Raw genomic sequence first — 12,358 nt, 5'->3', positions numbered from 1 at the left:
GTAGGTATATTGCTTATTTAACCGTAATCGTAAATTCCTTCACAATTTCTTTTAAGCCCAGGTTATTGGTATTCTTGGCGATAAAAGTTACCGTATAAACACCAGGTGAGTTAAATGCATATTTAAAATCCTTCACTTTGTCCAGATACCCTTTAATACCTGTACCTGCATCAGGCGTTACGGCCGTTGGAAACAAGGCCCTGCTTATTGCCCAGTCTTCCGATGGCAATAAAGTACTTGCCGGAGCAAAGAATAAAAATGGCGTTGTCGTTTGAATCGTCCATTTATTTGCAGTATTCAATACATCAACAGCTAACCAACCTGCCGAGGTAACGGATGCAATACTGGCGTTCCCCCCAGGTGTTTTATTGAATAAATTGAACACGGTAATTCTCCAGGTTCTACCACCCAAGGCCGCAGATGTACTTTCCTGACCAATCCATTTCCATGCGAAATAAATAGGCTTACCAGAAACCGGAAGATCAGACAAATCCACGTCGCCAGAAACTGTGGCTACACCAACAGCACCTGCTGCAGCTGAACACAGAGTAAACCTATTTGTGATATCCGTCCAGGTTGCCGCTTTGATCCCATCGGTACTGTAAGTATTGTTGAAATCTGTGGAGTACATCAGGTGCAGGTTATCTGCCTGGGCACCAAAAAGTACCTGTGTCGTGATGTTCAAATTCAATTTAGCATCTGCAGATTCAATTCTGTCCTTGTACCGATATTCCTTACCGGGCTCACCGGAATAAAAAGAAATGATATCAGCGTAACCATTAATGGAAAAAGTCACAGAGTCCCCTTTATTGTATTCCAGTTTTGAAGTTTTAACATCGAACGACGGTGTCACTGGCTCATTTTTTTGGCAGGCTACCATCAAAGGCAAAACAAAGATGCCCAGTAAATATCTTAATGTATTCATTTTCTTAATTTTATGAATTAAATTTACAATTACCATTACCAGCCTTTATTTTGGATGATGGCCTTATTCAAGTTAAGCTCTGCAGCAGGAATAGCAAACAAGGTATCTTTTTCAGAAACATTTTGTCCGGATTTAGCAGCGTAAGTATAAGTTGATGGGGCTGTAGTTACAATCTCATTGGCAACACTTTTCATTGCTGAGTAAAATTGTCCCCAACGAATCAGGTCAAAGCGCCTCAGGCCTTCATAACCGAGCTCAAGGGATCTTTCTTTACGAATTACAATCCTTAAATCATCTTTACCAGCGGTCTCCGCTGCAGTAAGGTCAAAATTAGTGGTCGCAATTTTAGTAAGCGTGGCAGTTGCTGTAGCTCCCCCTGCACCTGTACCCCCTGTAAAGGTTATTGTTGGTGCAGAAGTATAACCTGTACCACCACTAATCATGTAAATTGCGGCAATTTTACCAGACGCCACAGCAGCCGTTGCAGCTGCACCTGTACCGCCCCCACCTGTGAAAACAACAGTTGGAGCAACAGTATAAGCACCACCATTCACTACAGCTACTGATTTCACCTGCTCTAAAGTACCCAGGGTTTTTCCATGCGCCCGGCGTTTCACTTCATTCACAGCATCTATGGCAGTTTGCGTTGGCCCATTCATCTCATTTTCAGCTTCAGCTAGCATCAACAGCACATCAGAATAGCGCAATAATGGAAAGTTAATGGAGGTCGTACCATTAAATTTAGGCAGCGCCGTCTCGTATTCACGCCTCCATTTGGCATCATAACGATTATAAATCTGTGACGGAGCATAAGCAACTTTACCGTTGTTCGTATCGTAGGCATAACCACTGATGTTCCAGTCTCTACGCAAATCATTATCATCAAATGATTTATAATAACTCTCCGTAGTATGCTTAGCACCATAACTGAAACCAATGGTTGCATTTGCCCCAATGCCATTTATTGCAGCAACAGAGCCTTCCTCATCCTGGGTTCCGTTCTTTTTACCAAATTCAACCTCCCAGATCACTTCTTTGGTATCGTACTTATCCTGACACATGTTTATAAATACCTGCTTGTAATCCGGATTAAGACTGTGACCTGCTTGTTTCACTTTTTCTGCCCATTTTTTCACTTCGGCATAACGAGAAACATCCCGCATTGGCGCACCAGCCATTTTTAAATTTACACGGGCTAAAATACCCCATACAACAGACTGTGTAACCCGGCTACCGTAAGTATAACTGGAAATCGGGTTTACCATATCAGCTGCTTTTTCCATATCGCTAACCACCTGCAGGTATACTTCTTTATATGGAGTATTGGCATTGTTAACTTCTGAAGCCGAGGCTGTTGAAGTAAGTTTCAAAGGCACATTACCCCAGTTATTGGCCAGTATAAAATGATAATAACCGCGTAAAAAGTAAGCTTCACCTAAAGCGACCTTTTTCTTTGCAGGATCCATTGTTGCCTGGTCAATATTTTCTATCAGCATATTGGCCCTGTTGATGCCGTTATACAAGGCAATCCAGGCATCCGTCAACTTGGTATCAGAAGGATTATAATTGTAAAGACCGATGTCCTGTGTCCATGACGATAAAGCAATAAAACTATCGTCAGCAACATCCATTTCAAAATAGAAGCTCCGACCGTAGGTTGCTGATTTCCCCAATACATCATAGATACTGGTTACCGCAGCATTGATATCGGCCTCATTTCTGTAAAAGTTTTTAGGGGATAAAAAATCTGTTGGCGTGGTGTCCAGAAATTTCTTACATGAAGATGAAGTAAGTACCAGTCCGGATATGATTATGCTATATAAAATACGTTTCATAAATCTAATTTCTTTGGTTAAAAAGTAGTGTTGATTCCTAAGGTAATTGTACGGGCCCGCGGATAAGCAGAGTAATCAAATCCTGGCGTTAATGCACTATTCCGAACAGAAACTTCAGGATCATATCCTGAATATTTAGTCCATGTGTACAGGTTCTGTGCTGAGGCATAGATACGTCCTGTTTTAAAGACCTTGGATTTCCTTACAAAAGCAGGCGAAAAATTGTAGCCTAAAGAAACTGTTTTTAATCTCAAAAATGATCCGTCCTCAATAATTCTGGTTGAATAAGCTTTTAAAGATGATCCTTTTCCTGCAGCAACACCTGGTATATTAGAACCCGTGTTTTCCGGGCTCCAGCGGTCCGCATAAGTTGCATACTGGTTGTATCCATATTTATATGAAGATTCAAATAAGATCCTGTTGGCATTGATGATGTCATTCCCGTACGACCACTGCAAGAACACATTCAAATCAAAATTCTTGTAAGTGAAATTGTTGCTCATACCACCGGTGTATTTAGCATATGGACTTCCAATAACGGTTTTATCACTTTCTGTAATTTGAAAATCCCCATTAAGATCTTTATACTTTACATCTCCGGGCTTTACATTTGCTCTCGCTCCACCATTAGAAGAAACATTATCTTTCAACGTATAAACATCCCCAACCTTAATGAAATCATCATAACCATAAACTCCATCGAAGATCAAACCATAAAACTGTGCTATCGGACTACCGATTTTGGCTACATAGCCTGGAATATTTTTCCAGTCGTCACCCCAGCTTTGACTGGTCACCAATTGCAATTGATTTTCTGTCAATTCAAGTATTTTATTCCTGTTGAAGGCAATATTGAAAGAAGAAGACCAGCTAAAGTCCTTATTTTGAACCGGACTAAAACCTACGGTCAATTCAAATCCGCGGTTTTGGGTAGCGCCAATATTCTTAATCGCCCTGTTGTAACCTGTTGTAGGCGGTAAATTTGCATTCAACAAAAGATCAAATGTCTTTTTCTGGTACAAATCAAATTCAAATGTTAGTCTTTGCTTAAAAAAACCAAGGTCTAAACCTAAATTGGTTTGTTCTGTCGTCTCCCATCTTAAGTCGGCATTACCCAAACTTGAATAAATCACCCCTTTGTTATCGCTGTTGTTAAACATGTAACCAGGTGAATTGTTGATTGGATATGAACCATCCGGATTTGCGTAGTTCAAACTCGGATAAGCGGCAAAATTAGAGACCTGGTTGTTACCGGTTCTACCCCATGAAGCCCTCAGCTTAGCGTTGGAGAGCGACTTTATATTTTTCGCAAATGACTCATTATTAATTTGCCATGCGCCGCCTAAAGATGGAAAGTTACTCCATTTGTTATCTCCTAAAAATCTCGACGAGCCATCCCTTCTGATTGTTGCTGTAAAAATATAGCGGTCAAACAACTTGTAGTTGGCCCTACCAATAAAAGATGCTTGTGTGGAGTTTGACGAAAGTGAACTAATAGCCAATGGGTTACCTTCATCCAGGCCGCTTAAGCCCAAACTTTCACTTGGTAAAAGCACTGCGGTAGCTCCTAAAGAACGGCTCTGGTTACCTTCAAAAGACACGCCAGCCATTACGTCGAAATAATGTGCTTTATTTAGCCTTTTAGCATAAGTCAGTGTATTCGCATTCTGCCAGCCGGTTGAGTTGTAATAGGTTTGCGTACCATTCACCAAATAATTTCCTGTCGCCGCACTTCTGGACATCGAACCATTAAAAACATCCGCCCTTCTTAGTCCTCGGTTAAATGATGCTGTAGATTTGAACTTCAGATCTTTCATGATGGTATATTCCAAATAACCATTGGCTGTAAAACTTGTGCCATAGGTTTCACGCAACTCATTTTTAGTGGTCAATACCGGATTGAAAGTAAAGTTACCACTTTGCTCAACTTCCGGGTCATTCGCTAAATCCAATAAATTGAGATCCGGATTTACAGCTACCGGCCTAAAAGCCCAAACGCTAAACAACATATTCAGCTCATTGCTGAAATTACCAGTTGAAGTTGGGCTACCATAGGTTTTAATATCTGCATAGGTTGCGTTAAAACCAACTTTTAGCTTGTCAGAAACCTCTTGATCCAAGCTCATTTTGCCCTGAGTACGTTTAAATCCAGAATTCAGAATAATACCATCCTGACCTACATGCGATAAGGAAACACTATATTTTGTTTTTGCAGTCCCACCCATAACCGACATATAATGATTTTGCATAGGTGCAATCCGGGTAACCTGATCTTCCCAATTGATACCAGCCAGATCTTTATAACTATCCAGTGTTCTGCCATCTTTAAAATAAAGTGCTTTTGTACGTATCGGATCAATCTCATTCTGTAGCTTAACAAATTCATAAGGTCCTAAAAGACCCATTCTTTTGTTATTTTCCTGTAAACCATAATAACCGTTATAGGCAATTACAGGAGCACCCTGTTTACCTCTTTTTGTGGTTACCATAACCACACCATTCGCTCCTCTGGCTCCATATATGGCTGCTGCTGAAGCATCTTTCAAAATATCAATAGATTCTATTTCATTGGGATCCAATGTATTTAATGGATTCACAACACTATTGTTAGGGTCTTCCATTGGAAAACCATCAATAACCACCAAAGGATAATTTAATTGAGTAATCGAGTTATTTCCACGAATCGTAATTTCAATTGGAGATCCGGGTTGTCCTTCACTTGAGGTAACCTGAACACCAGCTACCCGGCCAGCCAAAGCCTCATCAAATGATTTTACCGGCGCCTTTTGTAAATCGGCAACTGTCACACTACCGACTGATCCGGTGAGGTCTTTTCTTGCAGCAGTACCGTAACCAATAACAACCACATCATTTAGCTGTGAAACAGACTCTCTCAGGGTAACGTTTACTACGGTTTCCTGACCAAGGCTAACTTCTTTATCTTCAAATCCAATGTATTTAAACTGTAATACCTGATCAGCAGGCGTCAATTTAATCTGAAAAGCGCCATTATTTGAAGTGTTCACCATTGTTTTACTTCCTTTAATCAGCACTGTAACACCTGGCAAAGGCAGCCCTTTCAGGTCTTTGACCTGGCCCGTAACCGTTCGGGTTTGCCCCATCACGGCAAAAGACATGCACATGAAAAGGACGAGGCACATAAAGCTGAGCAGCCTCTCCTTATTTTTTGTAAAAATTTGTTGCATAATGTTAATTGGTTAGATTATATGATTCAGTTTGTTTTTATTAAATTTTTGGCAGCCCGTTAAAATCTATGGCTATGGCAAAAGGGTTTAAGAAATGATCTATCAAGACAGCCAGGGATTCGCGCGACAGGATTGTATTTGCACGTATACTTTGGTTTAAGGACAGTGCCGCAGCTACCTTGGAAAAATCTTCAACCGAAATTGTTTTTTTTGACAATGCAGTGCATACACTTGCAGCAAAATCTGCTGTAACCATTTTTCCCGAAGGGAATATTCCATCCATTACCGGATAATAAGATTTCAGTCCGGAAACAAGATCATACTCGTTTACCGGCTGTTCCGGATAAAACCAGGTTTGATTTGCCCATTTAAATGGAATACCAGTTCCCTTCAATATCCCGGTAGCACCAATGCGTTGAATCGCTTTGAAGTGCTTTTGATCAGGCTTTACATCGATAAAAGGCAGCAGGTATACCCCACTTTCCAGCAATGCAGACTGCACCTCCCTGATTTTAACTTCAGCTGGCTCAATTTTATGTTTAATGGCCACCGCAGCAAGCGCACCCGCTGCCTGACCAATACCCAAAACAACCGGCTGTAACCTGCTTGCACCTGCAACAATATTGGTCACGCTGATGCTCTTCTCGGCAACAATGATACCCGGGGTATTTTTAGGCACCAAGGCACCTAAAGGAATGTTATAAGAAGGTACTTTGATTTTGATGAAATCAATTTGAGGGGCATTTATATTTTTCAAATGATGGTGGTCAATCGGATAATCGCCAATGGCAATTCCCGTTCTATACAAACTTGTTTTCTGTGCATACGGGGCAGTCAGATCATTTACGTTTAAGGTAACCTGGCCATCCAGTCTTCTCGCTTCCCGGTGGTATGGAATCATCGGCAAATGATCTGCTGTAGGAAATTCGTCGTCAGCAATTCCCAGATTTTTAAAACCCAGCTGGGTTTGTAAATGATAAACAAACCGTAAGCTATGAAGTTTAGCTTCCTTTAAAGCAGCTTCACGATCTTTTTGATTCAATTCAATAATGTTCAGATAAATGTCATTGCCACATTTTGGCCAATTGATCATATACTTATTATTGGGCAGCTTTCCGTAAGTGATCATCTGATTACAGTCTATTTTTGGTTTTTGATCTTCAGCTGCTGGATCTGCCACATCACAAGCACAGGCAAACTCTTTTGGATCATATCCTGCTGGTCTGGCAATTGTTTTGTCGGCACCTTTTCCAAAATCCTTAAGCACCACCACATAAGTCATGTCCTGAATGATATCATTGGCTTTTTCAGGCGCAAAGATCTCACCTGTATCAAATCGGCTATCCATTCCTACGCGATATGGCATTTTTAAAAAGCCCATTACATCGCCCAATTCCGTTGCATCAATAATCAGTTTCGCGTAAACTGTAGTCAATTTACCATTGGCCTTCAACTCCACTTTCCATTGATTCGCTACCCTGCTGATATTTGTCCAGTTTGTTTGATACCAAATGGTCAGGTTCGGATGCTGAGCAAGTTCTTTCAACATTTTATTGCCGATTGAGGGTTCAAACAAGGTGTTGCTCACCCAACCTGTTTCTACAGCCTTAGGCCCGCCATAATGACGATATAACTTCTCCCTGAACTCGCCCCATAAACCCGACGGCATATTGTGATTTCCATCTATTGCTGAAACTCCCGCAGAAGTCAGCATGCCGCCCAACCAGGTAGTTTCTTCAATAACCAATGTTTTCACACCCATTCTCGCAGCCTGAATGGCTGCTGTGCTACCACTGGCCCCACCGCCTACAATTAACAAATCTGTGTGGTATTCTTTTACAACAGCCGCAAAAACGCGCAGGTTAAAAAACAATAGGAGAATGCTTAAAAAAGTTAGTTTTAAAAGTAATTTCATCATTCGATGTTCATGTTATGTATTGATTATTTTTCTTTTAGAATGAGTGCCGTCATTACCCCCCGTTCAGTTCCATCTGAAGGTTTGACTGTTTGTTTTCCATTAATGGTCAGGGTTGTAGAACCTCCGCCATCCAGATTTAAGGCAGCCACACAGCCCATATCTTTCATCAGCTGAGCCAATTCTGCCAGATTTAGACCCGCTCCACCACTACTGTTATTTCCCTCTACAGCCAGTACAACCACTTTATTTTCTTTGGTGTAACCTATAGCTGATCTCGCCCTCGATGAAGTGTTATCGATAACGATAAGCTCCTCATCGTCAGTAATTTTGATTTCATTATTTTTAATCAGTACCGGAGAACCGCCGATTGCAGATTTCACATTCCAGCTGATCGCCCCGGCAGGAAATGTAGCCGAAGGAACAGCAAGCGGAGCTGTATTCAATTTAATCGCTGCCGGAGCCGGGTAACTATACAATGTACTGTTTCCAGCACCAACATGATAAACCCAGGTGACATCAGGTACAGAAGTATCATTAAGACCAAAAGCACCCCTGGTTGGGTAGTAAGTTGTATTGACCGAATTATATGGCCGGGTTAAAGATTTGATATTTATCGCATCCACTACACCCTGGTACATAGACAAGCTATATGAGGCATTCGTTCCAAAAAAACCTCCATTTATACACGCATATTTTACACCAGGCTCTTCATTATAAAAGTCAGTTACTTTTTTATTGGCAGCAGCAAGCACAGGTTTAAAATCAATTATTTTCGGATCAAAAACCACAGCATAAGCCACTACAGCTTTGCCGTTGATTGGAGTTTTATTTAAATACACCTGAATACCATTTGGGAAATCAGCCATTAAGTTTACCGATTTTTTCCAATTGGAAGAAAGGCTAATTAAAGGAGTGGAGTCAATTTTGACCTCAGGTTTTTCCGGATGATATTTCGTATCTCCATTTCTACTGCATGACATCAACAATACGCCCAATAAAACAGCAATCAGAGAAAATTCTAGTTTTCGGTTCATAGCGGTTTGGTTATGCAGTAAATATAATAACTTTATTAAAAATATTAAAAACATTTGTAAAGTTTTAACAAATTATTTTTAACAATAACTAACTTATTACATAATAAGCCATTAACACCCCTTTTCAGTATACAATTAAAACAAATGAATAAGTTCCCCTGGGCAAAACTGGGACAATTTGTATTTAAGGTGTCCTGCGTTCAAGTTCGGTTACCGGAATTTTGAGTATCCTACCCATAACTTTTCCATCCCGATAGGTAACTACACGCAGATTTTGTGCTCCTTTTGGGATATCCAGTGGCATTCCTTTATACATCGGATAATACTGATCTGGATCGGTATCATCGAATGAATAATATATTTTTAAATCTTCCAGCTCTGCAGCAAGTTTAACCTGCAGGGTTTTATCCGCAGCGCGCAGACCAGAAACAATGGCATCATAAAAGTACCTGGAGTAATTAACCGTATCGCGATCCAACCTTGGCAAATGTGCTTCAATACGCTTCACAAAATCAGGAAATGACGGTTTTGGAGCGGCCGACCATAAAGTCTGGCTTAAAGAAAATGCCCTCGGCCAGGTCATAAACTGTAATTTACGTTCATTAGGAACCTGTTCCGTCCACAAACTGCCTTGTCCGCCCAATACATTTTTCTGATCAATTCCTGCTGGCAGCGGATCAAACTGGTATGTGGTACTCAACCGGTTCACAGAAAAAATGGCATTTTCCATAAAAGGATCACCCTGATAAAAATCAAGATAAGTGAATGCAGCAGGCGTCATTACAACCTTATGCCCTTTATTGGAAGATGCAATTCCACCTTTATCATCTTTCCAGCTCATCAGCGCCATTTCAACTGGTAAGCCACCCGGCAATTTCTCATACCAGCCCATTGGAATTTTACCTTTTGACAAAACAATCTTAGCCACACGCTTAATAAAATAAGATTGCAATTCTTCCGAACTTTTTAAATGTTCATCACGAATGCGCTTTTGGCAGGACTCACATTTATCCCAATACGCCCGGGATACTTCATCTCCACCTATATGAATGTACTTTGAAGGAAACATGCCGGCCATTTCCCCAATAATCTGATCCAGTACCACGTATACACTATCATTTCCTACGCAAAGCACGTTTGTCCTGGAAGCATTCCATGGATCACCGGCTAAAACCTGTTGTACTGTTTTAGTGCAGGAAAGCTCAGGATAAGATGCGATCAAGGCTAAACTATGCCCGGGAACATCGATTTCAGGGACAATATCGACAAAACGCCTGGCGGCGTAAGCAACCATATGTTTAATGTCTTCTGCTGTATAATAACCGCCTAAGGTAGCTTTCTCTCCCGGCTCAGGTGCTTTCTGACCGCGCCAGTAACCCGTTCTCGGCACACGCCAGGCACCTACTCCAGTCAATTTAGGTAAAGCTTTAATTTCTACCCGCCAACCCTGGTTGTCTGTCAGGTGTAAATGCAAAGTATTCATTTTATACTTTGCCATTTGGTCGATGTAGCGCTCAATCACATCTCTGGTAAAAAAATTCCGGCTCACATCGATCATCAAACCCCGCCATTGAAAACGAGGATAATCTGTAATAGTTAAACAAGGTATTTCCTGACCAAATATCAATTGCTTTTGCCCATTTTTATAATTGGCCTGCAGGATCTGTAAAAGTGTTTGCATGCCATAAAACCAACCTGCTGGTTGTGCGGCAAGGATCTGAATTTCTTTTGGATTAACAATTAACTGATAACCTTCCGCATGTCCAGCTGCTCCGGGCAATAACCCTCTCAACAATTTGATTTTTCCCTTTTTTTCTGAAGCAACTGCCGTTTCCAGACCTCCAGTACCTATACTTTTCAATTGAGACGCCAATAGCTTGGCCAAACCCAGGTCTGCAGTATCCGGGCAGGTAATAAACATACCGGTTTTCAGTACAAAATGCCCAGACTGTACTGCTACATGCGCAGGCTCCGGGATCAGGTTCAATGGCCTATGCTGCGCATGGACAGATATAACCAGGCAAAGCATGGCAAACAGAAATATTTTCTTCATCAACGACTTCTTTATAATTTTAAACATGGAAAGCAGCTATAGATAACACAATTGTTTTATTTAACTTTGCGTAAATTACTAAGTTTTTCAGAAGCTTTCTAATGTTATTCAATTTTTTTAATAAGTAAGCTAAATTAATACAACTCACAATAAAGAACCCCTATATGAAAACAGCTTTTTTTGATGAACATGATGATAACATGTCGGGCGTTGCCTACAAAAACATCCATATAAGGAAAACCATTATTGCTTATTTTGCTGATACAGGTAATGCCACCATTGCCGAACTTTGTAAAGAAACAAACCTCAGTGTACCTAAAGTGACAACCCTGATTGCCGAACTTATAGCCGATGGACTGGTAAAAGATTTTGGAAAAGTAGGCTCAACAGGTGGCAGGAGACCTAATATATATGGATTGGTTCCAGATTCCGGTTTCTTTTTAGGTGTTGACGTGAAACACAACCACATCAATATTGGCTTGATCGATCTTCAAAAAAAACTGATCAAAATTTCTAAAAACGTATCCTATAAACTCAACAATACGGAAGAATCCTTAAAAGAACTCTGCCGTCTGATTTTAACATTCATCAAAGAAACTGCCGTAGCAAAAGATAAAATATTAGGTGTAGGGTTAAACCTTTCGGGACGAATCAATTACGCGACAGGATATAGCTATAGTTTTTTCCATTTCAATGAAGATCCGCTAAGTAAAGTTTTGGAACGCGAGCTTGGATTGAAAACTTACCTGGAAAATGACTCCAGAGCTATGGCTTACGGCGAGTTTAATTGTGGCGTTGTCAAAGAAGAAAAAAACGTATTGTTCCTTAACCTGGATTACGGTTTAGGTATGGGGGTAATGATCAATAATGAGTTGTATTATGGCAAATCAGGCTTTGCCGGAGAACTCGGTCACATCCCCTTATTCAATAATGAGATCATCTGTCAGTGTGGAAAAAAAGGTTGTCTGGAAACAGAAGCTTCAGGCCGCGCGCTAATCACCATGTTTAGAGAACGCCTTGAAGCAGGATCTTCAAGTGCCTTAAATAAAAAAGCCGGCGATGACATACAAATGGAAGACATCATTAAAGCAGCAAATAACGACGATGTCCTTTCTATTGAATTGCTGGCAAAAATAGGCGAAAAACTAGGACGCGGCATCGCACTGTTGATCAATATATTTAACCCTGAACTGGTGATTCTTGGTGGTGCACTGGCAGAAACCGGGGAATATCTGCACTTGCCAATCAAAAGTGCAGTCAATAAGTTTTCATTAAGCCTGGTTAATAGCGATACGCAGCTCAAAGTATCTAAATTAGGTGAAGAAGCAGGCGTGATGGGTGCCTGCCTCCTGGTTAGAAAAAGATTGTTAGAATATTCTTTATAAAA

The 12,358-nt window shown here is 40.8% G+C and carries 7 protein-coding genes; 1 reads left to right on the top strand and 6 read right to left on the bottom strand.

Annotated elements, in window-relative coordinates; all coding sequences use genetic code 11:
* Positions 1–13: 13 nt before the first annotated feature.
* The 6 genes from IM797_RS17150 to IM797_RS17125 all read right to left on the bottom strand — a co-directional run bounded on the left by IM797_RS17150 (position 14) and on the right by IM797_RS17125 (position 10,971).
* The gene (locus IM797_RS17150) at positions 14–925 is read right to left on the bottom strand and encodes a DUF5017 domain-containing protein (RefSeq protein WP_194128387.1); all 912 of its coding nucleotides are present in this window, start codon (positions 923–925) and stop codon (positions 14–16) included.
* Positions 926–960: 35 nt separating this feature from the next.
* Positions 961–2,760: a RagB/SusD family nutrient uptake outer membrane protein gene (locus IM797_RS17145; RefSeq protein ID WP_194128386.1), complete on the bottom strand. Its 1,800-nt coding sequence runs from the start codon at positions 2,758–2,760 to the stop codon at positions 961–963.
* Between the two features lie 17 nt (positions 2,761–2,777).
* Positions 2,778–5,966: a TonB-dependent receptor gene (locus IM797_RS17140; RefSeq protein WP_194128385.1), complete on the bottom strand. Its 3,189-nt coding sequence runs from the start codon at positions 5,964–5,966 to the stop codon at positions 2,778–2,780.
* A gap of 40 nt (positions 5,967–6,006) precedes the next feature.
* Positions 6,007–7,884, bottom strand: coding sequence for an FAD-dependent oxidoreductase (locus tag IM797_RS17135; RefSeq protein ID WP_228098919.1), 1,878 nt, complete (start codon positions 7,882–7,884; stop codon positions 6,007–6,009).
* A gap of 23 nt (positions 7,885–7,907) precedes the next feature.
* A complete protein-coding gene (locus IM797_RS17130) occupies positions 7,908–8,918 on the bottom strand; it encodes a phosphodiester glycosidase family protein (RefSeq protein WP_194128384.1) in 1,011 nt (336 codons plus the stop codon).
* A 184-nt stretch (positions 8,919–9,102) separates the two neighbouring features.
* Complete coding sequence (locus IM797_RS17125; RefSeq protein WP_194128383.1) at positions 9,103–10,971, bottom strand: beta-N-acetylhexosaminidase; 1,869 nt, start codon at positions 10,969–10,971, stop codon at positions 9,103–9,105.
* Positions 10,972–11,135: 164 nt separating this feature from the next.
* Between IM797_RS17125 and IM797_RS17120 the strand changes: the two genes are divergently transcribed.
* Positions 11,136–12,356: an ROK family transcriptional regulator gene (locus IM797_RS17120; RefSeq protein WP_194128382.1), complete on the top strand. Its 1,221-nt coding sequence runs from the start codon at positions 11,136–11,138 to the stop codon at positions 12,354–12,356.
* Positions 12,357–12,358: the final 2 nt, after the last annotated feature.

It is taken from the genome of Pedobacter sp. MC2016-24, assembly GCF_015223055.1.
Taxonomy (GTDB): Bacteria; Bacteroidota; Bacteroidia; order Sphingobacteriales; family Sphingobacteriaceae; genus Pedobacter.
This window is presented reverse-complemented; position numbering and strand designations above follow the sequence as displayed.